The organism is Glutamicibacter mishrai (genome assembly GCF_012221945.1).
Classification (GTDB): domain Bacteria; phylum Actinomycetota; class Actinomycetes; order Actinomycetales; family Micrococcaceae; genus Glutamicibacter; species Glutamicibacter mishrai.
This window is the reverse complement of the sequence record NZ_CP032549.1, coordinates 337296-362226: the sequence shown is the minus strand read 5'-3', so window position 1 is coordinate 362226 and position 24931 is coordinate 337296. Positions and strand designations below refer to the sequence as shown.

Below are 24931 nucleotides of genomic sequence, written 5' to 3'. Positions count from 1 at the left end.
TGTCGTAGACCACTGACGTTGGTCGTATCAACCAAACAAGGTGTTCCATGGGTGAAGAAGCAAAAGTCGTAGAACTTCCAGAAAGTCCAGAGAAGAAGCGACGCAAGCTCCTGATCATTATTGCCGCTTGCATCGTGGTGTTGAGCCTCATTGCGGTGTTGATACTGAGTTTTTCTCCCGTGCTAGCGGCGAAGAAAATCGAGGTCACTGGAACCAAACTGGTCAATGCTGGCAAATTGACCGAGTCTTTGGAACCGCTCAAGGGAACGCCATTGCCTCGGATCTCCGAATCAAAGGTGCAAGAACTGCTGGGAAACCAGCCGGCCATTGACCAAGTGGTCGTCAAGGCTCAAATGCCCAACACCTTGGTGGTGGAAGTAATTGAGGCAGTCCCCGTCGCTATTTTGGTTGACGGCGATAAGGAATACCTCGTATCCGATATCGGCAAGAAGCTTCGCACCTTGGGCAAGAACGACAAGACGAAGTTGCCGAAGATCAAAGCCAGCGATGAAACCAAGGACCCCGAGAAGTTCAAATTGCTCACTGGTATCTTGAGCACAGTTGATGCTTCGGTGCTCAAAGAGGTTTCTACTGCCTCACTGTCCAAGGCAGGTTTCGCTGAACTGCTGTTGCCTAAGAAGCGCACCCTGATTTGGGGCGATGCTTCGAAGGCGGCACTGAAAAACGAGGTCGCAAAAATCTTTGTCAAGGAATTGAACAAAGAGTATGCGTCGAAGACCACCATCGACGTGACCAACCCAGAGAATCCAGTGGTTTATTAAGTCGCGTTCCTCTGGGCGCGGGAAGACCAATAAGCCGAGAAATTCTGGAAAGATAGTTTTGAACAAGCGACACGCCTAGGCGGTCGTTGCACAAAGACCACACGACTCATAGCGTTTCTAATAACGACAGCTTGACAGAACCTAAACCTTAAGGCTAAAGATGAAGGTTTTGAGCTGGGGTCGTGACATATGTAGCACATCTAACAAGGGAAGCGGGACGTGGCAGCTCCACAGAATTACCTCGCGGTCATTAAAGTCGTCGGAATCGGCGGTGGCGGTGTAAACGCAGTCAATCGAATGATCGAAGTCGGTCTCAAGGGCGTTGAATTCATCGCCATTAACACCGATGCTCAGGCTCTGCTTATGAGTGATGCCGACGTCAAACTGGACGTGGGACGCGAACTTACTCGTGGCCTCGGCGCCGGCGCCAACCCAGATGTGGGACGCCAGGCAGCAGAAGATCATGTCGAAGAAATCGAAGACGTCCTGCGCGGCGCCGATATGGTCTTCGTGACCGCAGGCGAAGGCGGTGGCACCGGTACCGGTGGCGCACCTGTCGTGGCACGTATCGCCCGTTCGCTGGGCGCGCTGACCATCGGTGTCGTTACCCGTCCATTCACCTTCGAGGGCCGTCGCCGCGCGAACTCCGCCGAGTCGGGCATCGAAGCCCTGCGCGACGAAGTCGACACCCTGATCGTGATTCCTAACGATCGACTGCTCTCGATCTCGGATCGCAACGTTTCAGTGCTGGACGCATTCCGCCAGGCCGACCAGGTCCTGCTTTCCGGTGTCCAGGGCATTACCGACCTGATCACCACCTCCGGTCTGATCAACCTGGACTTCGCCGACGTCAAGTCCGTCATGCAGGGTGCAGGTTCTGCACTTATGGGCATCGGTTCGGCGCGAGGCGAAGACCGCGCAGTCAAGGCTGCCGAACTGGCGATCGCCTCGCCGCTTCTGGAAGCCTCGATTGATGGCGCGCACGGCGTGCTGCTCTCCATCCAGGGTGGCTCTGATCTTGGCCTGTTCGAGATCAACGAAGCTGCACGCCTGGTGCAGGAAGTTGCTCACCCAGAAGCCAACATCATCTTCGGTGCTGTTATCGACGATGCACTGGGCGACGAAGCACGCGTTACCGTGATCGCGGCCGGCTTCGACGAGCCAGATGTCACTAGCAAGCCAATGGCCCCAGCCGCAGCAAAGCCAGCTGTATCTTCGCGTCCTGTTGAGCCGGTACCTGCTGCTGTGCCAGAGGCGCAGTCGCAGCCAGCTCCGGAGGCCGTAAAGCCAGCACCAGTAGCTGAAGAAAAGCCTGCCGCTGAAAACAAGGGCTCGTTCCAGGATCTTCCAGACGTTGTCGACTCGGACCTCAACGGTTCCAACGACGACCTGGATGTTCCTGACTTCCTGAAGTAAACAACAGCGAGAAGCTGAGCAGTGCTACATTTCACGTCGGACCTTGATCCGAGTATTCGACTGGCATTCACTTCGCAGCACGAGGGAAACCTCGCCCTGCATGTGAATGATGATCCTCACCACGTGGCGGAGAATCGAAGCCGGCTGGAAGACTCGATCGGGGTCCGGCGTTTCTCGCTTAATTTCATGAACCAGGTGCACTCGGCCGACGTTTTCACCGTCCGGCCAGTAGAGCGCAACTCATGGCTTGACCCGCAGGCGCCCACCTGCGACGGACTCGTTGATCCGTCTGGGACCCAAGCGCTAGCAGTCATGGTCGCGGACTGCCTTCCGGTCCTTTTTGTCGGACGTGACAATACGGAACAGCGGACAGTCACCGCGGCCACCCATGCTGGTCGCCGTGGACTACTGGATGGAATTCTTACCCGCACCGTCGAGGAGCTGCGTGCATTGGGCGCCCAGGACATCGAGGCCATTATCGGGCCATCGATTTGCGGTGCATGTTATGAAGTCTCTCCAGAAATGGCCGAAGAATCCGAGCATATTAGGTCCGGCATTCGGTCCGAGACCCGATGGGGCACCACAGGATTGAACCTACCTGCCTCCGCCGAGCAAGAGCTGGCTGGACTCGCAGTGGCCGTACGGCAAAGCGGCGTATGCACTTTGGAAGACGAAAATTACTATTCCTATCGCCGCTCCAGTGATGCTGGAAGGCTAGCCGGCCTGATCTGGTCCGTAGCCTAGGCGTGCGCGACACACCGCGCACAATAGAACGAATGAACGTTATCTGCCGAAATTTGTACGGTAGCGTCGAAGTAGCGGAAGCATGCACTGGGGTTGCATGCAAGGGATGAACAAGGAGAAACATCGTGGCTGACGGACTGCGTAAAGCAATGGTATATCTCGGCTTGGCGGACGCCGTCGAGCAAGAAGAAACCCAAGCAACACAAGCCGAGCCGAGAAGCCAGGTGCGTGTTGTCGAAGATGCTGCTCCCAAGCGCCCTGCAGAAGCCCCACGCCCGCAGGCTGTCGCACGGCCGGCTGCACCGCAATCACAAGCTAGAGAACCAGAGACGGAATACCGTGCTCCGGTCACCCCAATCAAGCGTGCCCCTTCAGTACGGGATGAGGATTCCGAATTGCGTCAGATTACAACCGTTCACCCGCGTTCTTACAACGATGCCAAGATCATCGGTGAGAACTTCCGTGACGGAATCCCAGTGATCATGAATGTCACTGATATGGGAGAGACCGATGCCAAGCGCCTCGTAGATTTCTCCGCCGGGCTGGTTTTCGCCCTGCACGGCTCGATCGAACGAGTCACCAACAAGGTCTTCCTGCTTTCTCCAGCGACCGTTGAGGTCCTCGGTGAAGACCGCAAGCAGTCTGAAGCCCAGGCTACTTTCTTCAACCAGAGCTAAGACACCAGGAGCATAAGCGCAAAATGGTGTTCGGGATCATCTATCTCGCGTTAGCAATCCTGCAAATTCTGCTTTTGATGCGAATTGTGCTGGATATTACTGAAAGCTTTGCTCGCCACTGGCGTCCCAAAGGCATCGCACTGATCGCTGCAACAGCGATTGTGTCGATAACCGATCCTCCTCTGCGTTGGTTGCGTAGGCGGATCAAACCCCTAGATCTCGGCGGAATCCGTCTTGACCTGTCGTTTCTGCTGCTATTTATCGTTGTAATGCTTGTCAAAGCAGTGGTAAGTAGTCTAGGTAGTACTACAGGGATCTGATTAGGCGATTTTCGTCTAAAACGGGGATTGTTCTAACAGTTCAAACCCTGTAGATTCAAAGAATATGAGACACGGGCGTAAGCTCGATTTCGTATTTAGTGTCCAAATCGTTATATCCTTTAGGAAATGGTGCTCCGACTTCACCGGTCGCGACACTGACAACAACGGTAAGTGTTTCGCAAGGCATGACATGGTCGTGCGGAAATGATCCCAGTATTGAGGTGACCCAATGGCTTTGACGCCAGAAGACGTAGTCAATAAGCGGTTTCAGCCGACCAAGTTCCGTGAAGGCTACGACCAAGACGAGGTAGATGACTTCCTCGACGAGATCGTAGTGGAGCTGCGTCGCCTGACCGGTGAGAACGAGGCTCTTCGCAGTCGACTTGCCGAACTTGGTGAGGATGCCGGTTCGGTATCGAAGGAGCAGGCAGTACCTGCACCTGTTTCGGCTGCTCCTGCTGCAAAGTCAGCTGAGGAGAAGAAGGCTGAGGCTAAGCCAGCTGAGCCAGCCAAGGCTGCAACGCCAGCTCCGAAGCCAGCCGAGGAGAAGAAGGCCGAAGCAAAGCCAGCTGCTACCGAGAAGCCTGCAGCAGCTCCTGCTGCCGCCGCTGCTCCAGCAACCCAGGCTGCACCAGCTGCCGCTCCTGCTGCAGCACCACGTACCGAATCCGCAGAGTCCGCAGCCAACGTGCTGTCCATGGCTCAGCGTTTGCACGACGAGTACGTTGCCGCCGGTGTCGAGCAGCGCGACAAGATCATCTCGGAAGCAAAGACCGAGGCGAACTCGCTGGTTACCTCCGCTGAAGAAAAGAGCCGCAAGACCTTGTCGGCACTTGAGCAGCAGAAGTCCGTTCTTGAGCGCAAGCTTGAGCAGCTGCGCGGATTCGAGCGCGATTACCGTGCTCGCCTGAAGACCTACATTGAAGGTCAGCTGCGCGACCTCGAGTCCCAGGGCTCGATCGACGCAGACGCAAGCAAGTCGAACTAGTCGCTGACAGGTAATAACCTGATCTAGCTTTCTAGTAAGATCAACGGTGGTGCACGGATTTTATCCGGGCACCACCGTTGACGTTTAAGAGGAACTAATAGGTATCACTGTGGACGCAGTTCAAACTGGGGGTAAGTCCCCATCGCCGAAAAAATTTCTGGGCACGGGACTGGTTATTGCACTGATCGCTTTGGTCATCGACCAGATCGTGAAGATTTTGGTGGAACGGAACATGCGACTTGGCGAGTCGATTGAAGTCATCCCCGGGATCTTCAACATCCATTACATCCTGAATCCCGGAGCGGCATTCTCGATCGGTGAAGACTTCACTATCATCTTCGCGCTGCTTCAGGCTGCAGTGGCCATATTCGTGATTTACCTCCTGGCTCGCAAAGTACTGGTGCGCAGCTGGGCGGTTGCGCTTGGCAGCCTGCTCGGCGGGGTGCTTGGAAATCTTGGCGACCGGATCTTCCGTGAACCGGCTTTCGGCTTCGGGCACGTCGTGGACATGTTCTCGGTTACGCACTTTGCGATCTTCAATGTCGCCGATTCATTTATCGTTTGTTCGATGATCGCAGTGGCCTACATGCTGATTCGAGGACGCAATCTCGACGGCACCATTGGTGACGCTCCTGTAAAGAAGAACGCAGGCGAGGACGAAACGGAATCCAAGAAATGATTTCCGGCGAAACCGCAATCCACGAATTCGTCGTTGAACCAGTTGATGCCGGCTCTCGACTCGATGCTTATCTCGCGCGGAATCTGGACATCCCCAGGACGCTGGCCTCAAGCCTGTGCAAGGATTCGCACGTACAAGTCAATGAGCGAACCATCGCAAAGTCCTTGAAGCTCAAGGCCGGCGATCGCCTGCATGTCACCATTCCGCCACAACGGGACCCACTAGAAATTAAGGTTGAGAAAGTGGAAGAGCTGAAGATCATCGCCGACGACGATGACTACGTAGTCATCGACAAGCCGGTTGGGGTCGCGGCTCATCCGTCTCCCGGCTGGGTCGGACCCACCGTGGTCGGCGCCCTGATGGCTGAAGGCTATAACATCTCCACGTCCGGGGCTGCCGAACGCCAAGGCATTGTCCACCGTCTGGACGTGGGCACCAGCGGTCTCATGGTCGTCGCCAAAACCGAGCGGGCCTACACCGCATTGAAGCGGGCCTTCAAGGAGCGCACGCCCAAGAAGATCTACCATGCTGTCGTCCAGGGATTGCCTGATCCACTGGAGGGCACCATTGACGCGCCCATCGGACGCCACCCGGGGCATGACTGGAAGTTCGCAGTTCTCGAAGGCGGACGCCAGTCGGTGACACACTACAAGGTCATCGAGGCCTTTGGCCGGGCATCCTTGGTCGAGGTGCACCTTGAGACTGGCCGGACCCACCAGATCCGTGTGCATTTCTCGGCCTTCGGACATCCTTGCGCGGGGGACCAGACCTACGGCGCGGATCCGAAACTCGGAGCGGCCCTCGGGTTGACCCGCCAGTGGCTTCATGCCAAAAAGCTGGGCTTCAGCCATCCGGTTTCCGGGCAATGGGTGGAGTATGAAAGTGATTACCCGGCAGACCTGGAAGGTGCCGTCGAGCTCCTGCGCACCGGCGACTACTAGGGCGCAGAGCGCCGGGGGAGTGCGCTGTCGGAATAACCACATCCACTGCCCAGCCATGGGTGGACGCAACCAGGCTTGTGAATCGTTAGACTGGTTGGGTGAGTGCTACACGCGACGGATTCGTTCATCTTCATACCCACACCGAATATTCCATGCTGGACGGTGCTGCGCGCCTCGGTGAGCTTTTTGCCGAGGCCAATCGCCAGGGCATGGAGGCATTGGCGATCACCGACCACGGCTATCTTTTCGGCGCCTTCGACTTCTGGCGGCAGGCAACCGGCGCTGGGGTGAAACCCATCATCGGCGTCGAAGCCTATGTCACGCCAGGCACGGCCCGCGATGACAAGACGCGTGTGAAATGGCGAACCGACGAATCGCAAAAGGGCGACGACGTCTCCGGTGGTGGCCTCTACAACCACATGACGCTGCTGTCCTACAACAATGTGGGCATGAACAACCTGTTCAAGGGTTCATCGCGCGCTTCGCTGGACTCGGTCTTCGGCAAGTACCCCCGCTGGGACCGCGAGCTGCTCAACGAGCATCATGAAGGTATCATCGCCACGACCGGTTGCCCTTCCGGCGAAGTGCAGACCAAGCTGCGACTGGGCCAATACGACGCGGCCAAGGCGGCCGCCGCTGAACTCCAGGACCTGTTCGGCAAGGAAAACTACTTCTGCGAGATCATGGACCACGGCCTGGAGATCGAACGACGGATCACCAAAGACCTGCTCCGGCTCGCCAAGGAACTGAACATCCCCCTGGTCGCCACCAACGACCTCCACTACACGCACGAAGCCGATGCGAAGGCGCACGAGGCTTTGCTGGCGATCAACTCGGGTTCCACTCTCGATGAACCGACCTATGATCAGGGCGGCAGCCGTTTCGCATTCTCCGGTACCGGTTACTACCTCAAGAGCGCCCGCGAAATGCGCGAACTCTTCAAGGAATTCCCAGAAGCCTGCGATAACACCTTGGCCATCGCTGACCGTGTCGAGGTCTCCTTCGACACCAGCGCCAACTACATGCCGAAATTCCCTTGCCCGCCAGGGGAAGACGAAACCAGCTGGCTGATCAAGGAAGTCGACAAGGGGCTTCACTACCGTTACCCCGATGGCGTTCCCGAAGCCTCGCGCAAGCAAGCAGACTACGAGCTCGACGTCATTATCAAGATGGGCTTCCCCGGCTACTTCCTCGTGGTGGCCGACTTCATCAACTGGTCCAAGGACCACGGCATCCGAGTCGGTCCAGGACGTGGTTCCGGTGCAGGTTCCATGGTCGCTTACGCGATGCGTATTACCGACTTGGATCCGCTCAAGCACGGATTGATCTTTGAACGTTTCTTGAACCCGGAACGTGTTTCCATGCCCGACTTCGACGTCGACTTCGATGATCGCCGCCGTTCCGAGGTCATCAAGTACGTGACCGAAAAGTACGGCGACGAACGCGTGTCCATGATCGTGACATACGGTTCGATCAAGACCAAGCAGGCATTGAAGGACTCTTCGCGCGTGCTGGGATATCCCTTCAGCATGGGTGAAACGCTGACCAAGGCACTGCCGCCAGCGGTGATGGCCAAGGACATCCCGCTCAACGACATCGAAAACCCGGACTCCAAGCGCTACTCAGAAGCCGGGGACTTCCGCAACTTGGTCGCCAATGACCCGGAAGCCGCCCGAGTATTTGAAACTGCTAAGGGCCTGGAAGGCTTGAAGCGCCAGTGGGGTGTGCACGCTGCGGGCGTCATCATGAGCTCTGACCCGATTATCGACGTGGTGCCGATTATGCGCCGCATCCAGGACGGCCAGGTTATCACCCAGTTCGACTACCCAACCTGTGAAGGCTTGGGGCTGATCAAGATGGACTTCTTGGGGCTTCGAAACCTCACCATCATCTCCGACGCCTTGGAGAACATCCGGTATAACACCGGCGATGAAATCGATCTGGAAACCCTGGGCATTGAGGACCCGGAAGCCTATAACCTGCTGGCGCGCGGCGATACGCTCGGCGTGTTCCAGCTCGATGGCGGTCCAATGCGCTCATTGCTGAAAATGATGCGCCCGGATAACTTCGAAGACATCTCCGCAGTGATCGCGCTGTACCGCCCAGGCCCGATGGGCGCGAACTCGCACACCAACTACGCATTGCGTAAAACTGGCCTGCAGGAAGTAACCCCGATCCACCCTGAGCTCGAAGAGCCGCTGGCTGAAATCCTCGGTGGCACCTACGGCCTGATCGTGTACCAAGAGCAGGTTATGGCAATTGCCCAGAAGCTTGCCGGCTACTCGCTGGGCCAAGCCGATATTTTGCGCCGAGCCATGGGTAAGAAGAAGAAATCCGAGCTGGATAAGCAGTTCGCTGGCTTCAAGCAGGGCATGAACGACAACGGATACTCCGACGCTGCGGTGCAGACGTTGTGGGATATCCTGCTGCCGTTCTCCGACTACGCATTCAACAAAGCCCACTCGGCTGCATATGGCGTGGTCTCATACTGGACTGCCTATTTGAAGGCCCACTACCCGGCCGAATACATGGCAGCACTGCTGACCTCCGTAGGTGACGACAAGGACAAGCTGGCTCTCTACCTCAATGAGTGCCGCCACATCGGCATCACCGTGCTCCCGCCGGATGTGAACGAATCCGCCCTGAACTTCACCCCTGTGGGCAAGGACATCCGTTTCGGCATGGGCGCGATTCGCAACGTCGGCACCAACGCGGTGGCAGGCATCGTCGAGGCCCGCCGGGAAAAGGGCCACTACAACGACTTCAGCGACTTCCTGGGCAAGGTTCCTGCCGTGGTCTGCAACAAGCGAACCATTGAATCGTTGATCAAGGCCGGCGCCTTCGACTCCTTGAAGCACCCGCGCCGCGCGCTGGTGGCCATCCACGAAGAAGCAATTGACTCGGTCATCCAGGTCAAGCGCAACGAAGCGGCCAACCAGTTTGACCTCTTCAGCGCCCTTGGTTCCGAAGAGGCTTCCGAATCCATGAATGTCGCGATTCCCGACTTGCCCGACTGGGATAAGAAGGAAAAGCTCGCGTACGAACGCGACATGCTGGGATTGTACGTTTCCGATCACCCGTTGCAGGGCCTGGGCTCGGCATTGGACCAGTATGCTGACATGCCCGTGACGCATGTGCTCTCCGACGATGGCCCGCAGGATGGGCACATCATTTCAATCGCCGGCATGATTTCGGGCTTGCAGCGTCGTATCGCCAAGAAGAGCGGCAATCCGTATGCGCGGTGTGAAATCGAGGACCTGTCAGGTTCCATGGAAGTCATGTTCTTCGGCCAGGCCTATCAGCCAATTGCTGAAATCCTGGCTGACGACCTCATTGTGGTGATCAAGGGACGCGTCCAGCGACGCGACGACGGTTCAATTACCTTGAACGCCCAGGAGATGATGATCCCGGAAATTTCGGAGGACGCCAACGGCGGGCCCGTAGTGATTGGCATCCCGACGCACAAGGCTACCGAATCGCTCGTCCAGCAACTCGGCGACGTGTTGCGAACCCACAGCGGAAATACCGAAGTGCGCGTCAAGCTCACTGGCAGCCGCGGGACATCGTTGATGCGCCTGGGAATGAACTTCCGGGTGAATCCGAATCCGGCGCTGTTCGGCGACCTGAAAGTCCTGCTCGGTCCACATTGCTTGGACGTGTAAGAACCGAAATTATCTGGTGGGACGGCTGGTTTCCGCCGACCCAAGCGGCTTGAATGACCGGGTGAGGTAATCAATAAAACCTCACCCGGTCTTCGGCGTTAAACTAGGTGGGTGAGCACTATTCCAGATACCGAATTTTCAGACCTCGCTACCATCGATTGGCGCAATGAATCCCTGAGCTACGCACAGCTCAAGGCCCATCTGCCACGCCCTGAGATGAATACGCAGACCGCGACGGAGACCGTGCAAGCGATCATCGACGATGTCCGCGCGCGCGGCATGCAGACCCTCACGGATCTTGCCAAGCGATTTGATCATGTGGATCTGGACCACACTCGGGTGCCGCAGCACGAGCTGGACCGTGCCTTGGAAGAACTTGATCCCCAAGTTCGCCTCGCGCTCGAAGAATCCATCGACCGTGCCCGGGTCTTCGCTGCAGCCCAGCGCCCGCAGGACACCGAAGTTAACTACGCCAATGGCGCTGCCGTCACGCAGCGTTGGGTAGCCGTGCGCCGCGTCGGGCTATATGTGCCTGGCGGTCTGGCCGTCTACCCGTCGTCGGTCATCATGAATACCGTTCCAGCGCAGGCCGCAGGCGTCGCCTCGCTGGCCTTGGCGAGCCCGCCGCAAAAGGAATTCGGCGGATTGCCACACCCGACCATCTTGGCCGCGGCCAAGCTGCTGGGCATCGATGAAGTCCACGCCATGGGCGGGGCCCAGGCCGTTGCCGCCTTCGCCTACGGTGTTGAGGTCGAAAATGACGAGCGCGGCGGGATTGAACCGGTCGACGTCATTTCCGGACCGGGCAATGTGTTTGTTGCTACCGCGAAGCGCCTGGTCAAGGGCGTTGTCGGAATCGACGCTGAAGCCGGCCCCACTGAGATCGCTATCCTGGCTGATGAAAACGCCGATCCAAGCTTTGTCGCTGCGGACATGATCTCCCAAGCGGAGCACGACGCTAACGCCGCTGCTGTGCTCATCACCGATTCGGTGCAGCTGGCAGGCTCGGTGCGAGGAGAACTGGTCAAAAAGGTCGCGGCTACGAAGCACTCCGATCGCGTTCTCCAGGCGCTCTCCGGTACGCAGTCCGCCATCATCCTGGTCAAGGACTTGGACCAGGGCATCGAGGTGTGCAATGCCTACGCAGCGGAGCACCTTGAAATCATGGTCGCCGATCCCGAAGCCACCGCAACGCGAATCACTGCGGCCGGGGCCATCTTCGTCGGGCCTTATGCGCCGGTATCGCTGGGGGACTACTGCGCTGGGTCGAACCACGTGCTTCCCACCAACGGCACCGCTTTGCACGCTTCGGGCTTGAATGTGAATACCTTCCTCAAGGCGATTCAGGTCATCAACTACAACAAGGCCGCGCTGGGCGATGTGGCAGCGCACGTGATCAATCTGGCCAATGCGGAGGACCTGCCAGCGCATGGCGACGCTGTCGCCGTGCGAAATGCGTAATAGGCGCTAAACTGGTAGGTGACATGAGTGGATTCTCGTCTACCGTGAAAAATCGAGAATGCTTCGCAGGCTACAGATGGAGGTGCCGTGAATTGCCCGTATTGCCGTAATGCTGATTCCCGCGTGGTCGACAGCCGAGTCGCTGACGACGGCGTGTCCATCCGCAGGCGTCGCCAGTGCACCGCGTGTTCTCGACGCTTCACGACGACCGAAACTGCCAGCCTCAGCGTTCTCAAGCAGTCAGGTGCGGTAGAGCCGTTCTCCAGGAACAAGGTCATCAACGGCGTGCGCAAGGCCTGCCAGGGCCGACCCGTCACCGACCACGATCTTGCGATTCTTGCTCAGGAAGTGGAAGAAGCCGTACGCACCTCCGGCGCTGCCGAAATCCCGGCGCACCAGGTCGGTCTGGCCATACTCGAACCGCTTTCAAGGCTGGACGAAGTCGCTTACCTGCGGTTCGCCAGCGTGTATCACAACTTCCAGTCCCTGACTGACTTTGAGAGCGCCATCGGGCGGCTTCGCGAGCGTCGCAACACCGCACCGCAGGGCAACCAGCGGCCCTTGACCGCGGACTAGGTTTCAAGCGCAAGACGAAATAGGCCGGCAGCCGATCCCGTTGGAGGGATTGGCTGCCGGCCTATCGTTTGCTGCCCGGATTATGGAAGCGTAAGAATCTCCGCGCCGTCATCGGTGACCAGCAAGGTGTGCTCGAACTGCGCGGTGCGCTTCTTGTCCTTGGTCGTGACTGTCCAATCGTCCGCCCACATGTCCCATTCAATTGTCCCCAGGGTGAGCATCGGCTCGATTGTGAAGACCATTCCCGGCTCGATGAGCGTGTTGTAGGCAGGGGCCGCATCGTAGTGCGGGATGATCAAGCCCGAATGGAAGGATTCGCCCACACCGTGGCCGGTGAAGTCCTTGACCACTCCGTAGCCGAAACGCTTGGCGTAGGTTTCGATGCTTCGCCCGATCACGTTGATTTCGCGGCCAGGCATGACAGCCTTGATGGCTCGCTTCAACGAATTCTCGGTTCGTTCCACCAGCAGGCGTGATTCCTCGTCGACATCGCCAACCAGGAACGTTGCGTTGTTATCGCCATGGACGCCGCCGATGAAGGCGGTGATATCGATGTTGATGATGTCGCCATCCTGCAGCACCGTGCTGTCGGGGATGCCATGGCAGATGACTTCATTCAGTGATGAACACAGGGATTTCGGGAAGCCGCGATAGCCGAGCGTGGAAGGGTAGGCATTGTGGTCCATGAGGAATTCATGGCCAAGACGATCTAGCTCATCGGTGGTGACACCTGGCTGGCAAGCCTTGCCGACTTCCTGCAACGCCTGTGCGGCGATCCGGGAAGCCACGCGAATGCGCTCGATGACTTCAGCGCTTTTGACTTCGGATGCCGTATTTTCAGCTGGTTCTTTCTTGCCGACGTACTCAGGACGTTCGATATGTTTCGGGACCGGGAGCTCGGGGGAAACGATGCCTGCGGTGAGGTTGCCAATGGGTGCGGTTGAAGCTGTAGCCATAGAACTTATTCTAGCTTCACACGGGTTTTGGCAGACTCGGCTTGGAGCGTGAAGTAGGGTGGTGTTCCACCTATTTTTCTCACGGTGGGCTAACGTGTAGAGGGAAGTACCAACCACGAATTGAGGAGTTTCCAATGAGCTCAGCTGGCACCCCAGGCGAAGGCCAGTACTGGTATAACGTTTCCACCAAAAGCGTGGAAAAGGGACCCCAGTCCGATTGGTCGCAGTTGTTAGGCCCATATGAGACGGCGGCTGAAGCTGAAACAGCCATGAGCAAAGTCCAAGCACGCAATGAAGCGTGGGACGAAGCCGAGGAGAACGAGGAGTAATTCTCGAAGGATCATTCTCGCATCGTGACGACAAGGGCGGAGCGCGGACCAATTCCAATATTGGTCCGCGCTCCGCCCTTATTTTGTTATGCCATCGGGCTTATTCCTTGAATTCGTACTCTTCCGAAGGGAAGGAACCGGAAAGAACGTCCTGATGGTATTCGCTAACGGCTTGTCCAATGACGCTGCGCAGATCAGCGTACTTCTTCACGAAGCGTGGGGTGCGGCGCTCGCCTAGCCCCAGCATGTCCTGCCAGACCAATACCTGGCCAGTAGTGGAGGACCCGGCGCCGATGCCGATGGTCGGAACGCGCAAGACTGAGTCGATTTCGGCGGCAGCGGGGCTAGGAACCATCTCCATCAGGATGCAGAAAGCCCCGGCGTCCTGCAAGGCCAGAGCATCGGCTTTCATCTGATCCAATGCATCGCCGCGGCCCTGCACGCGGAAACCGCCAAGGGCATGTTCCGACTGCGGCGTGAACCCGATGTGGCCGATGACAGGAACGCCTGCCAGAACCATGGCGCGAACATGCTCAGCGTATTGGGCGGTGCCTTCCATCTTTACCGCTTGCGCGCGGCCTTCCTTCATCAGGCGTACGGCTGTCTCCACGGCTTGGGCCGGAGACTGCTCGTAGCTTCCGAAGGGCAAATCAGCTACCACCATGGCCCGCTTGGCTCCGTTGGCCACGGCCTTGGTGAAGACGATCATTTCTTCCAGCGTGATCGGCAAAGTCGAGTCATAACCGATCACCGTGTTGGCCGCGGAATCGCCGACCAGCAGGATCTCTATGCCCGCTGAATCGAAAATTTCGGCCATCATTACGTCATAGGCAGTTAACATCGCGAATTTTTCGCCATTGTCTTTTGCCTGCTGAAGATGATGAATTCGGATGCGGGACGGGCCTTTATCAGGATTCCCTAGGTAAGGTTGAGGCATAAAATGACTTTATCGCACTTGAACTGGGCGATGCTTACTGGATGCCCCGGCAGGAACCGATATAGTGTTGCCACAGGTCAATTTTCTTACCGGCCGTGATCAGCGCCGGTATTAGAAATTCAAAGGTGGTGGAAAATGGATCGTCAGCAGGAATTTGTGCTGCGCACCATTGAAGAACGTGATGTTCGATTTGTGCGAATGTGGTTTACCGACGTCGTTGGTTCGCTGAAATCCGTGGCGTTGGCTCCTGCTGAAGTTGAAGATGCCTTTGAAGAGGGTCTGGGCTTCGACGGTTCGTCCATTGACGGGCTCTCCCGGATTTCCGAGTCTGACATGCTGCTTCAGCCAGATCCATCCACTTTCCAGATTTTGCCATGGCGTGGTGAGGTTGAACCGACCTCCCGCATGTTCTGCGACATCCTGACCCCGGAAGGCCAGCCATCCAATGCTGACCCGCGTCAGGTACTCAAGCGCCAACTCGGCGAAGCCTCCGATATGGGCTTCACCTGCTACACCCATCCAGAAATCGAGTTCTACCTTCTGGAATCGGCTGAGCTTGACGCCAATGGACGACCACGCCCGATCGACACCGGTGGATACTTCGACCACGTGCCCGACGGCGTAGGGCAGGACTTCCGTCGCGCCTCCGTGACGACCCTGGAAGCGCTCGGCATCTCGGTGGAGTTCTCCCACCATGAAACCGGCCCAGGCCAGAACGAGATCGACTTGCGTTACGCGGATGCCTTGCAGACCGCCGATAACATCATGACCTTCCGCACTGTCATCAAGGAAATGGCAATGCAGAAGGGAATCCATGCCACCTTCATGCCGAAGCCTTTCTCGGAGCATCCAGGCAGCGGCATGCATACGCACTTCTCGCTTTTCGAAGGCGACAGCAATGCCTTCTTCGAGGCCGGCCGCGAATACCAGCTCTCCGACGTAGCCCGCTCATTCATTGCCGGCATCTTGCACCACGCGCCGGAGATGACCGCGATCACCAACCAGTACGTGAACTCGTACAAGCGTCTGTGGGGCGGGGGAGAAGCGCCAAGCCACCGCTCATGGGGCCACAACAACCGCTCCGCCTTGCTGCGCGTTCCGCTGTACAAGCCGGGCAAGGGCCAAAGCGCTCGCGTCGAGTACCGCGGTATCGACTCCGCAGCCAACCCGTACCTGGCCTACGCCTGCCTATTGGGCGCCGGTCTCAAGGGCATCCGTGAAGGCTACGAGCTGGAAGACCCAACCGAGGATGACGTATGGAACCTCTCCACCGCTGAGCGCCGGGCATCGGGCCATGTGCCGCTGCCGGGCAGCCTGCACGACGCGCTGCGCGTGATGGAAGAGTCCGAATTCATGGCCGAGGTCCTCGGCGAGCAGGTCTTCAACTCTTTCATCTCGAACAAGAAGGCCGAATGGGAAGAATACCGCCAGGTAGTTACTCCCTACGAACTGAATAAGAATCTAAGTATCCTCTAGAGATGTCGCCGTGTGCTTGCTCACGGCGACTCGTGGGAGAAATAAGAAACACCATGCCGGACGTATCCTCACGATCAATGATCAACGCTGGTTTCAGCGACATAGAACGGGCCAAGAAATTCCTTCAAGCCAAGGAACTTGCCCCGATTGATCCAAACCTGATCGTGAGCAAGATGGCTCATGCGCCGGACCCGGACCAAGCCCTGCTGCTGGCCCTGCGTCTTGTGGATCGGCACCCCGAAGCCATCGACATCTTCATGGATCCGGAGAGCTGCCAAGGCCTGGTTCGTCTGCTGGGAAGCTCTTCAGCCTTAGGCGAATTCCTCATTCGCTGTCCACAGGCCCTTGAGACGGTGCGCACCGCACCGCCAACCGAATTTGTACAGGCCACCAGTGAGCACCTGGTGGGCAGCATGCTGGAATCCATTGATGCCAAGCGCACCGACGGCGGACACTGGGTCTCATCGGTCACCGGTGCTGAAGCACGGCAACGGCTGCGCACAAGCTACCGAATGGCCTTGCTGTCTCTGGCCCACCGCGATCTGGGCTCTGGCAATCCTCAGCGAATCTTGCCGAACGTCGCCGCTGAACTGGCTGATATGGCCGGCGCCGCCTTGGAAGGCGCGCTAGCTATTGCTCGTGCCGAAGCCGCTGAACAATACGATGCCGAAGACGTAGACCGCGTAAAGATTGCGATTATCGGCATGGGCAAATGCGGTGCCCGAGAGCTGAACTACATCTCCGACGTGGATGTTATCTACGTTCATGGCTCCGCCCCGGGCATCGAAGAGGACCTGGCGGCAGCCATCGCAACGGTGATCTGCGGGAACACTGCGCGCGCCCTGATGGTCCCGGGACCCGAACCCATGCTGTGGGAAGTTGATGCGAACCTGCGCCCCGAAGGCAAGGACGGAGCCTTGACCCGAACCCTGTCCTCCCACGAAGCCTATTATCGGCGCTGGGCCCACTCGTGGGAGTTCCAGGCGTTGCTCAAAGCGCGATGCATCGCGGGGGACACCGATCTTGGTCGCTCATATGAACGCATGGTCTCGCCCATGGTCTGGTCGAGCTCCGAGCGCGACGGTTTTGTTGAATCCGTGCAGGCGATGCGGCGACGGGTCAGCGACAACATCGACAAGGACGATGTCGCATGGCAGATCAAGCTCGGTCCCGGCGGGTTGCGCGATGTCGAATTCACTGTCCAGCTGCTCCAGCTGGTCCACGGGCGCGTAGACCCTGACATCCAGATTCCGACAACCACCTTGGCAATCCAAGCCATGAGCAACATCGGTTATATCGGCCGTGAAGATGCGACGAATTTTGATGATTCCTACCGCTTCCTGCGGCTTCTGGAACATCGAATCCAGCTCAGCCAGCTACGCCGAACCCACCTCATGCCACGGGTGGAAAGCGCACAGCGGGTACTCGCCCGATCGATCCGCGGGGCAGGCGACCTGCAGCCAACCAGCCCAGAGAAGCTCATGCGGCGCTGGAATGAGACCAAGCGCATGGTGCGTTCGCTGCACGAACGCATTTTCTACCGCCCGCTGCTGGTCAGCAGTTCCAACCTTTCAGCAGACGACGTCAGGCTCACCGCTGAATCGGCCCAGGCCCGCCTTCGAGCCCTTGGATATCTGGATCCCAAGGCTGCCATGCGTCATATCGAAGCGCTCACCGGGGGAGTCTCGCGCAGGTCGTCGTTGCAGCGCCAGCTTCTTCCGGTTCTGCTGGACTGGTTCGCCCGCGGCGTTGATCCTGATGCTGGCCTATTGGGCTTCCGCAGGCTCAGCGAAGCGCTGGGAAAATCCCATTGGTTCCTGGGCATGCTTCGGGATACTAATGCCGCCGCCGAGCGCTTGAGCCATCTGCTCTCCAATACCCGGTTCCTCACCGATCTGCTGGCCAATGAGCCAGCTGCCGCCGCGTGGCTGGGTTCGGACTCATCCTTGATGCCACAGAGCCTTGAAAGCCTGCTGCAGCAGAATTTGTCGATCATCCACCGCACCAAGCAGCCCGAGAGCGCTATCCGGATGATCCGCATGGTGCGTCGCCGGGAATTCCTGCGCGTCGCCCTGGCCGATGGAGCTGGCCTGCTCACCGTTGATGAGGTGGGCAAAGCGTTGTCGAATATCGACGGCGCGATGATTGACGGTGTTCTCCAGGTGCTGCTCGCAGCAGACCGCCAAAAGCATGGCGAACACGCTGTCATTTCGGTGATCGCCATGGGGCGCCAGGGCGGCCAGGAAATCGGCTATGGTTCCGATGCCGATGTCCTGTTCATCCAGCGGCCGCTGCCTGGTGCCGAGGCCCAGGCAGCCCAGGAACAAGCGCTTCGTGTAGTAACTGATCTCGTCTCCTGGACGTCGAAGCCGCTCAAGCCTGCGATCCCGGCAGAAGTGAAGCTCAAAGTCGATTCGGATCTTCGCCCGGAAGGCCGCCAGGGCATTTTGGTGCGTTCCATCGATGCCTACGCCAGCTACTACGAGCGGTGGGTGGAAGTCTGGGAACGCCAGGCATTGCAGCGTGCTCGTCCTTTCGCCGGGGACGCGTCGCTGGCCGAAGATTTCATCGAACTGATCAAGCCAGTGCGCTACGGCAAGGGCCTGGATGTGAACGAGATTCGCGATATCCGCAAGATCAAAGCACGCGTGGAATCCGAACGACTGCCTCGTGGCGCCGACCCGAACCGCCACTTGAAGCTGGGCCGTGGCTCCCTGTCCGACATCGAATGGCTGGTGCAGTTCTATCAACTGCAATACGCCTGGAAGCACGAATCGCTGCGAACCACATCCACTCTGGCGGCGCTTGAAGAGCTGGCGAAGCTGGAGTTCATCACGCAGGATGACAGCGAGCAGCTCGCCATAGCCTGGCGATTGGCAACACGTATTCGTAGCGCTGAAATCATCACCTCAGGCCGATCCAGCGATGTCCTGCCCAGTTCGTCAAGGGATATGGAAGCTGTAGCCAGATGGTGCGGTTACGAGCCGCGCTTCGGTGCCGAGCTTGAAGAGGACTACTTGCGCGCCACGAGGCACGCAAGGAGCATCTTCGAACAACTCTTTTATGGTTTCGAAGACTAGCATCCGATGACGCTGACTCAGCTGGGAGAGGCACACTGGGGGCCAGCGGCGACCGGGCATCGGATCTGGCAGAGTCGTCGGCTTCTCGGATCCGGAGATGCCCTGTGGAACGAGGCCACCGAGGCATTATTGACTTGGCGGATCAAAACCCGAAGCGGCTTCGTCGTCGAACCTCTAGAACCAGCGCAAATCGGGGATCGGCCTCGCTTGCAAGCGGTGCTGGGCCCGATTGCGATTGACGAGCCCATCGAAGTTGTGGATACGTTGCGGAGCGCAAGTCGTGTGGGATTCGCTTACCGGACCCGCCCGGGCCATCCGGTCAGGGGAGAGGAAGCCTTTATCCTGACTCGTCAGGGCCAGGAGGTCTTCCTGGAAATCCGTTCTTTGACGGCGCCCTCGGATCGTGTCTGCTGGCGGGTCGCCTTTCCTCTGTTGCTGGTGGCCCAGGCATTCACCCGCTGGCGCTACGGCAGGGCTTTGCTTCCAAACAGGGTCTAAGCCGCTTGCGCCGGTCTTGTTGAGCCGGTGGCTGGCTCAGGCTGGCCGTCGGGCAGGTGCCAGCCGGCCGTTAACATCGGGCCAGGGAAGCACGATGGGATCTGTTGGGGCCAAGGCCTTGGCATGCAGGGCATTGGCCAGGACAATTCCCTGAGACGAGAGCTCGATAATTGATAGCTCCTGGGCGCGGTCTTCCATCTGGCCGTCAAGGATCCATGGCAACATCAACTCCCCGATTCCCCGATCTTGGAGCAGCTCTTCGCCCTCGGAGTATTCGCATGGACCGGATACGGCATGTCCCAGGATATTGCGTGGCTGCACGCTGTCGTAGTCTTTGGTGAGCGGTTCCAGATAGCCGAGGGTTTCTCCATCGTCGCGCTGCACGCTGACCCACTGGGAAGTATCCATAGCCGTAGCCTAACAACAAAAAGCCGGGCCTCACCAAAAATGGTGAGACCCAGCTTTTGACTATCTAATCCGCGGAAACCGCAGGATCAGAATTAGCAGCCGTAGTAGAGGTCGAACTCGTATGGGTTCGGACGCAGGCTCAGTGGCTTGATTTCGTTTTCACGCTTGTACTCGATCCAGGTCTGGACCAGGTCCTCGGTGAAGACGCCGCCTTCGAGCAGGAAGTCGTGGTCGGCTTCCAGGGCCTTGAGGGCTTCTTCCAGGCTCTCAGGAGCGCGCTGGATGTCCTTGGCCTCTTCGGCAGGAAGCTCGTAGAGGTCCTTATCGATTGGCTCTGCTGGTTCGATGCGGTTCTTGATGCCGTCCAGACCAGCCATCAGCTGAGCCGCGAAAGCCAGGTATGGGTTCGAGGAGCCATCTGGTGCGCGGAACTCGATGCGCTTTGCCTTAGGGTTCGAGCCGGTGATCGGGATACGGATGCCAGCCGAGCGGTTGCCCTGCGAGTAAACCATGTTCACTGGAGCCTCGAAGCCCTTGACCAGGCGACGGTAGGAGTTCACAGTTGGGTTGGTGAAGGCCAGAACAGCCGAAGCGTGCTTCAGCAGACCGCCGATGTACCAACGAGCGGTGTCCGACAGGCCAGCGTAGCCCTTTTCGTCGTAGAACAGTGGCTCGCCACCGTTCCACAGCGACTGGTGCACGTGCATGCCCGAACCGTTGTCGCCGAAGACTGGCTTTGGCATGAAGGTTGCCGACTTGCCCCAAGCGTCTGCCACGTTCTTCACGACGTACTTGAAGAGCATCAGCTCGTCCGCAGCGTGAACCATGGTGTTGAACTTGTAGTTGATTTCAGCCTGGCCGGCAGCGCCGACTTCGTGGTGGCTGCGCTCGACCTCAAGGCCAGCCTTGTCCAGCTCGACGCAGATGGCGTCGCGCAGGTCAGCCTGCTTGTCAGTTGGTGCAACTGGGAAGTAGCCGCCCTTGAAAGCGGTCTTGTAACCCTGGTTGCCGCCTTCTTCCTTGCGGCCGGTGTTCCAAGGAGCTTCGTCCGAGTCGATCTTGTAGAACGCGCCTTCTGGCTTGGACTCGTAGCGAACGTCCTCGAAGATGAAGAATTCTGCTTCTGGAGCGAAGAATGCGGTGTCCGCGATTCCGGTGGACTCGAGGTAAGCCTCGGCACGCTCTGCAACGCCACGTGGGTCGCGGTGGTAAGGCTCACCGGTACGTGGGTTGATGATCGAGAAGTTGAATGCCAGGGTCTTTTCGATGCGGAATGGATCGATGAAACCGGTGGTGACATCTGGGATCAACTGCATGTCTGATTCAGAGATGCCAGCGAAGCCGCGAATGGAAGAACCATCAAAGAGCTGGCCGTTCACGAAGAAGTCGGCATCGACAGACTTGGCTGGCACGTTGAAGTGCTGCTGGACGCCTGGAAGGTCGGTGAAACGGATGTCGACGAACTTGATGTCCTCTTCGGCAATATATGCCAAGACTTCTTCTGGACTGGTAAACATGTGCAGGTGACTCCCTGGTGAGATATGAGAATTGGTAAACAGAACGATCAGAAGGAATGTCCCATCTGGTTCCCTTGCTTACGTATAGAGCTTACCCACTATCCATTTCTGAATGGTGTCTCTATTGTTTCCAACCTGTTACAGAGGTGATGCTCGGGCATGTCCTATCCCGCTGATCAGGGACGATGCAGTTCGTAACAAACTGACTTGGAGTCTTAGCGGTCTCAAGCGGAGGAAATTATCGGCCCCGAGCATGCACAGAAACCATCGATAGACTTGAGTCGTGGAAAGAAAAGACTTTAGTTCGTGGCTTGAAGGCCCGCCACAGCATAACTCGCAGGAATGGCCTGGACAGGATCTAGGGCGACCGGAGAAGGGCCCTGGCTCCATAGGGCGTTTCCCTCGCAGGATCGGCGCGATCTGCATCGACTGGGGACTGTCAATGTTGCTCAGCTGGTGGCTTTTTAACCTGAACGACCTGGCGACTCTTTTGCTATTCTGCCTCGGCCAGATTATTGGCGTAGGTTTCACCGGCCACACCATCGGGCACCGAACCTTCGGCCTGCAGGTCCAGTCCATGGATGGCACTGCAGTGAAGCCGTTGCAAGGGCTGGTCCGTTCGCTGCTTCTTTGCTTGGCGATTCCGGTTTTCATCACCGACAAGGATCAGCGTGGACTTCATGACCGGCTGCCAAAGACCATTCTTGTGAACATCAAATAATTCAGCAATTTCAGGACAACGAAGAAGCCGCAACAGGAAATCCTGTTGCGGCTTCTTTGTATCTGAGTTTTTAGCGTCCGCGGGTAGCGCGGCGGTTTGGCCGAACGCGGTTCGGATCCACACCCTTGGGGATTGGCAGGCGGTTGGCAGTCAGCGTGCTCAAACGCTTGTCGATAGCGCTGACTTCAAGCTTGGTAATGGACTTAGGAAGCTTCTTCATTTCCTTGCTGACATCTACCAAGCTGGTCTGGTCCTCGTCCTGGCCGGCGTTGATGACATGAACAGGAACGTTCGGAAGAACACGCGCAATGCGCTTGCGCTCAGAGGTGACCAGTTCGCGAACTCGCGACTTAGGTCCTTCGGTGACCAGCACGACGCCTGGACGGCCGATGGCAAGGAAGACCAAATCCTGGTGTCGGTTATAAGCGACAGGCTCCTGCTTGAGGATCCATCCGCGACGCAGAACGCTCATCGCAGCGCCTGCAGCACCTGGGCGTCCTTCTAGCTGAGAGAAGGCCGCTTTTTCTGCGCGGCGGGACATGATGAACATCGCCGCAAGAAGAGCTAGCGGAATGGAAATGATCAACATGGTGATCCAGTTGTTGATCAAGATACCGATGACCAAGCAGACTGCGATTACCGCCAAGGCTGCCAGTGCCATCCACCAAACGACCATAGGGTCGTTGCGGCGCGTCATCTGGAAGACTTGGCCGATTTGCTTCAGTCGACCTGGTTCTTTGTTCTTCTTCTCAGCTTTTGGTTTACGCGAAAACAAACCGCGCTTTGGTTGCGCAGCAGCGTCGTTGTCGGAGTTTTTGGCCATAGTGCCTTAATTCTACGCGATGTTGCCCATAGATCTAACTTGCGCCAGATCTGGAATGAAATTTGTAGTGCTTGTGACGTGTGGAAGTAGAAAATCGGCCCCGCAGCCAAGAGGTGTCATTAACCAATTGGATACGGGGCCGCAGTCCGGTCGTGCTTCAGTTGATGATTACTTGATCAGCGAAGCAGCTTCCTGGCGGGTATTGCCGGAGGACTCTATCTGCGAAAGCGCCTCAGGAATCTCGCGTCCCTTCTTGCGCATGGCGCCAGCCCACAAGCGGCCAGCACGGTAGGAAGAACGAACCAATGGCCCGGACATGACGCCGGCAAATCCGATTTCTTCGGCTTCCTGCTGCAACTCAATGAATTCCTGAGGGGTAACCCAGCGATCCACTGGAAGGTGAAGATCGGTTGGACGCAGATACTGGGTCAGCGTCAACAAGTCGCAACCGGCCTCGTACAGGTCGCGCATGGCCTCGGAAATCTCTTCGCGGGTTTCGCCCATGCCAAGGATCAGGTTCGACTTGGTGATTAGTCCGCGCTTGCGGCCGTGCGAAATGACATCCATGGAGCGGTCGTAGCGGAATGCAGGGCGGATGCGCTTGAAAATGCGTGGAACGGTCTCGACATTGTGCGCGTAGACTTCAGGTTCTGAATCGCAGATCGCATCCAGGTTCTCTGGCTTGCCGCTGAAGTCCGGAATCAGGAGCTCCACACCAGTGGTCGGATTCATCTTGTGGATCTGGCGGACGGTTTCCGCGTACAGCCACACGCCCTCATCTTCGAGGTCATCGCGGGCTACACCGGTGACGGTTGCGTAGCGCAGATCCATCTTCTTAACGCTCATCGCGACCTTGAAAGGTTCGGAGCGATCGATGGGGGATGGTTTGCCGGTTGCGATTTGGCAGAAATCGCAGCGACGGGTGCATTCGGAACCACCGATGAGGAAGGAAGCTTCGCGGTCTTCCCAGCACTCGAAGATATTCGGGCAGCCTGCTTCTTCGCAGACAGTGTGCAGGCCTTCGGACTGCACCAGGTTCTTGAGGCCTACGTACTCGGGACCAATGTTCAGCTTGGCTTTGATCCACTCGGGCTTGCGCTCAACGGGTACGGCAGCGTTGCGCTTTTCAACGCGAAGCATGCGGCGGCCTTCAGGTGCGACGCTCATTATCGGCTCTTTCTTTCGGAGGGAATGATTGTCTAGACGACTTGTGGGGTAAGGAGACGTTCGAGTTCGGTCTGAACCCGGTCGACAACATCTTCTGGGGTAACGGTGCGGCCCAGCTCTGCCGAGATGGAGGTGACGCCGGCATCAGTGATTCCGCAAGGGATGATCTGCTCGTAGGCTCCCAGATCGTTGTTGCAGTTCAGTGCGAAGCCATGCATGGTGACTCCGTGGCTGATGCGAAGCCCGATCGCAGCGATCTTTCGGTCTTGCTCGCCGTCTTTCCCGGGGACCCAAACACCGGAGCGGCCTTTGATCTGGGCGGTGGGAATGCCCATATCGCTGACGACATTGATCAGCGCCTCTTCGATGGTTTCAACATAGAGGCGGATTGCGCTCATTTTGCGGAGCTTGACGATCGGATAGCCGACCAACTGCCCTGGGCCATGCCAGGTGAGCTTTCCGCCTCGATCCACATCGACGACGGGGGTTCCGTCCAGCGGTAGATCTTCTGGTTCAGTTCGTTTACCTGCGGTATATACCGCTTCGTGCTCTAGGAACAGGACTCTCGGGGACTGTTCGTCCGCGGCTACCGCATCATGCAGCTGGATCTGGTAGTCCCAGGCTTCCATGTAGGGCACAAATTTTGAGCCTAGTCCGACTCGTTCGAATTCGATCGCCATGAGGGTTACCCTACGCCGTTGTTTCGCTCGTCGCTAATTCGGTTGAGAAGGACTTACCTGTGGATAACGAACTTGTATTTTCGGTTTTTGATC

The 24931-nt window shown here is 57.8% G+C and carries 22 protein-coding genes and 1 pseudogene; 16 read left to right on the top strand and 7 right to left on the bottom strand.

The genetic code is table 11. The features are described from left to right. The first annotated feature begins 47 nt into the window (after positions 1-47). The 11 genes from D3791_RS01685 (at position 48) to nrdR (ending at position 12246) form a co-directional block, all read left to right on the top strand. Positions 48-782 (top strand): cell division protein FtsQ/DivIB, encoded by a 735-nt coding sequence (locus D3791_RS01685; RefSeq protein WP_022876552.1) that lies wholly within the window; start codon positions 48-50, stop codon positions 780-782. Between the two features lie 219 nt (positions 783-1001). Further along, positions 1002-2198 (top strand): cell division protein FtsZ, encoded by a 1197-nt coding sequence (gene ftsZ, locus D3791_RS01680; RefSeq protein WP_022876551.1) that lies wholly within the window; start codon positions 1002-1004, stop codon positions 2196-2198. Positions 2199-2219: 21 nt separating this feature from the next. Then, the gene (locus tag D3791_RS01675; protein ID WP_022876550.1) at positions 2220-2942 is read left to right on the top strand and encodes a purine nucleoside phosphorylase YfiH/LACC1 family protein; all 723 of its coding nucleotides are present in this window, start codon (positions 2220-2222) and stop codon (positions 2940-2942) included. A gap of 125 nt (positions 2943-3067) precedes the next feature. Continuing rightward, entirely contained in the window at positions 3068-3619 is a 552-nt protein-coding gene (locus D3791_RS01670) for a cell division protein SepF (RefSeq protein ID WP_022876549.1), read from the top strand. Positions 3620-3642: 23 nt separating this feature from the next. Next, positions 3643-3939: a YggT family protein gene (locus D3791_RS01665; RefSeq protein WP_022876548.1), complete on the top strand. Its 297-nt coding sequence runs from the start codon at positions 3643-3645 to the stop codon at positions 3937-3939. 229 nt (positions 3940-4168) lie between these two features. Next, a complete protein-coding gene (locus tag D3791_RS01660) occupies positions 4169-4927 on the top strand; it encodes a DivIVA domain-containing protein (RefSeq protein ID WP_172511122.1) in 759 nt (252 codons plus the stop codon). A 109-nt stretch (positions 4928-5036) separates the two neighbouring features. After that, the gene (lspA, locus tag D3791_RS01655; RefSeq protein WP_022876546.1) at positions 5037-5606 is read left to right on the top strand and encodes a signal peptidase II; all 570 of its coding nucleotides are present in this window, start codon (positions 5037-5039) and stop codon (positions 5604-5606) included. Next, entirely contained in the window at positions 5603-6547 is a 945-nt protein-coding gene (locus D3791_RS01650; RefSeq protein ID WP_022876545.1) for an RluA family pseudouridine synthase, read from the top strand. Before lspA ends, D3791_RS01650 begins: the two co-directional genes overlap by 4 nt. 98 nt (positions 6548-6645) lie before the next feature. Then, positions 6646-10209: a DNA polymerase III subunit alpha gene (gene dnaE / locus D3791_RS01645; protein WP_172511121.1), complete on the top strand. Its 3564-nt coding sequence runs from the start codon at positions 6646-6648 to the stop codon at positions 10207-10209. Between the two features lie 111 nt (positions 10210-10320). Continuing rightward, positions 10321-11670, top strand: coding sequence for a histidinol dehydrogenase (gene hisD / locus D3791_RS01640; protein ID WP_172511120.1), 1350 nt, complete (start codon positions 10321-10323; stop codon positions 11668-11670). Between the two features lie 87 nt (positions 11671-11757). Next, on the top strand, positions 11758-12246 hold the full coding sequence (gene nrdR, locus D3791_RS01635) for a transcriptional regulator NrdR (RefSeq protein WP_022876542.1): 489 nt from the start codon (positions 11758-11760) through the stop codon (positions 12244-12246). Positions 12247-12326: 80 nt separating this feature from the next. Here nrdR and map read toward each other — a convergent pair whose 3' ends face one another. Beyond that, positions 12327-13202, bottom strand: a complete 876-nt coding sequence (gene map, locus D3791_RS01630) for a type I methionyl aminopeptidase (RefSeq protein WP_022876541.1) — start codon at positions 13200-13202, stop codon at positions 12327-12329. Positions 13203-13336: 134 nt separating this feature from the next. On the opposite strand from map, the gene D3791_RS01625 reads away from it, so the two are divergent. Beyond that, positions 13337-13531: a hypothetical protein gene (locus D3791_RS01625; protein ID WP_022876540.1), complete on the top strand. Its 195-nt coding sequence runs from the start codon at positions 13337-13339 to the stop codon at positions 13529-13531. 100 nt (positions 13532-13631) lie between these two features. Here D3791_RS01625 and panB read toward each other — a convergent pair whose 3' ends face one another. Beyond that, positions 13632-14468, bottom strand: coding sequence for a 3-methyl-2-oxobutanoate hydroxymethyltransferase (panB, locus tag D3791_RS01620; protein ID WP_022876539.1), 837 nt, complete (start codon positions 14466-14468; stop codon positions 13632-13634). A gap of 135 nt (positions 14469-14603) precedes the next feature. Between panB and glnA (D3791_RS01615) the strand changes: the two genes are divergently transcribed. From glnA (D3791_RS01615) to D3791_RS01605, 3 genes are read left to right on the top strand one after another with little or no spacing between them, the layout of a single operon-like run. After that, positions 14604-15944, top strand: coding sequence for a type I glutamate--ammonia ligase (glnA, locus tag D3791_RS01615; RefSeq protein ID WP_061955368.1), 1341 nt, complete (start codon positions 14604-14606; stop codon positions 15942-15944). A gap of 53 nt (positions 15945-15997) precedes the next feature. After that, positions 15998-19024 (top strand): bifunctional [glutamine synthetase] adenylyltransferase/[glutamine synthetase]-adenylyl-L-tyrosine phosphorylase, encoded by a 3027-nt coding sequence (locus tag D3791_RS01610; protein ID WP_172511119.1) that lies wholly within the window; start codon positions 15998-16000, stop codon positions 19022-19024. Between the two features lie 6 nt (positions 19025-19030). Continuing rightward, on the top strand, positions 19031-19522 hold the full coding sequence (locus D3791_RS01605; RefSeq protein ID WP_022876536.1) for a DUF1990 domain-containing protein: 492 nt from the start codon (positions 19031-19033) through the stop codon (positions 19520-19522). Positions 19523-19558: 36 nt separating this feature from the next. Here the strand turns inward: D3791_RS01605 and D3791_RS01600 are convergent, their stop codons facing one another. Both D3791_RS01600 and glnA (D3791_RS01595) read right to left on the bottom strand, forming a co-directional pair. Continuing rightward, the gene (locus D3791_RS01600; RefSeq protein ID WP_172511118.1) at positions 19559-19930 is read right to left on the bottom strand and encodes a hypothetical protein; all 372 of its coding nucleotides are present in this window, start codon (positions 19928-19930) and stop codon (positions 19559-19561) included. Between the two features lie 92 nt (positions 19931-20022). After that, a complete protein-coding gene (glnA, locus tag D3791_RS01595) occupies positions 20023-21447 on the bottom strand; it encodes a type I glutamate--ammonia ligase (RefSeq protein WP_022876534.1) in 1425 nt (474 codons plus the stop codon). A gap of 442 nt (positions 21448-21889) precedes the next feature. Here glnA (D3791_RS01595) and D3791_RS16855 point away from each other — a divergent pair, with 442 nt between their 5' ends. Then, on the top strand, positions 21890-22168 hold the full coding sequence (locus tag D3791_RS16855) for an RDD family protein (protein WP_343034508.1): 279 nt from the start codon (positions 21890-21892) through the stop codon (positions 22166-22168). A gap of 70 nt (positions 22169-22238) precedes the next feature. Here the strand turns inward: D3791_RS16855 and D3791_RS01585 are convergent, their stop codons facing one another. The 3 genes and pseudogenes from D3791_RS01585 to lipB form a co-directional block, all read right to left on the bottom strand. Beyond that, a complete protein-coding gene (locus D3791_RS01585; RefSeq protein WP_022876532.1) occupies positions 22239-22991 on the bottom strand; it encodes a DUF4191 domain-containing protein in 753 nt (250 codons plus the stop codon). Positions 22992-23159: 168 nt separating this feature from the next. After that, on the bottom strand, positions 23160-24158 hold the full coding sequence (gene lipA, locus D3791_RS01580) for a lipoyl synthase (protein WP_022876531.1): 999 nt from the start codon (positions 24156-24158) through the stop codon (positions 23160-23162). Positions 24159-24190: 32 nt separating this feature from the next. Beyond that, a pseudogene (lipB, locus tag D3791_RS01575) lies at positions 24191-24850 on the bottom strand (lipoyl(octanoyl) transferase LipB); the annotation flags it as partial. Positions 24851-24931 lie beyond the last annotated feature (81 nt).

Excerpts from the sequence above, each read along its gene's own strand:
- D3791_RS01685 (WP_022876552.1), top strand. The coding sequence starts at position 48 with ATGGGTGAAGAAGCAAAAGTCGTAGAACTTCCAGAAAGTCCAGAGAAG.
- D3791_RS01665 (WP_022876548.1), top strand. The coding sequence starts at position 3,643 with ATGGTGTTCGGGATCATCTATCTCGCGTTAGCAATCCTGCAAATTCTG.
- D3791_RS01660 (WP_172511122.1), top strand. The coding sequence starts at position 4,169 with ATGGCTTTGACGCCAGAAGACGTAGTCAATAAGCGGTTTCAGCCGACC.
- D3791_RS01650 (WP_022876545.1), top strand. The coding sequence starts at position 5,603 with ATGATTTCCGGCGAAACCGCAATCCACGAATTCGTCGTTGAACCAGTT.
- map (WP_022876541.1), bottom strand. The coding sequence starts at position 13,202 with ATGGCTACAGCTTCAACCGCACCCATTGGCAACCTCACCGCAGGCATC.
- D3791_RS01625 (WP_022876540.1), top strand. The coding sequence starts at position 13,337 with ATGAGCTCAGCTGGCACCCCAGGCGAAGGCCAGTACTGGTATAACGTT.
- panB (WP_022876539.1), bottom strand. The coding sequence starts at position 14,468 with ATGCCTCAACCTTACCTAGGGAATCCTGATAAAGGCCCGTCCCGCATC.
- glnA (WP_061955368.1), top strand. The coding sequence starts at position 14,604 with ATGGATCGTCAGCAGGAATTTGTGCTGCGCACCATTGAAGAACGTGAT.
- D3791_RS01610 (WP_172511119.1), top strand. The coding sequence starts at position 15,998 with ATGCCGGACGTATCCTCACGATCAATGATCAACGCTGGTTTCAGCGAC.
- D3791_RS01605 (WP_022876536.1), top strand. The coding sequence starts at position 19,031 with ATGACGCTGACTCAGCTGGGAGAGGCACACTGGGGGCCAGCGGCGACC.
- D3791_RS01600 (WP_172511118.1), bottom strand. The coding sequence starts at position 19,930 with ATGGATACTTCCCAGTGGGTCAGCGTGCAGCGCGACGATGGAGAAACC.
- glnA (WP_022876534.1), bottom strand. The coding sequence starts at position 21,447 with ATGTTTACCAGTCCAGAAGAAGTCTTGGCATATATTGCCGAAGAGGAC.
- D3791_RS16855 (WP_343034508.1), top strand. The coding sequence starts at position 21,890 with ATGTTGCTCAGCTGGTGGCTTTTTAACCTGAACGACCTGGCGACTCTT.
- D3791_RS01585 (WP_022876532.1), bottom strand. The coding sequence starts at position 22,991 with ATGGCCAAAAACTCCGACAACGACGCTGCTGCGCAACCAAAGCGCGGT.
- lipA (WP_022876531.1), bottom strand. The coding sequence starts at position 24,158 with ATGAGCGTCGCACCTGAAGGCCGCCGCATGCTTCGCGTTGAAAAGCGC.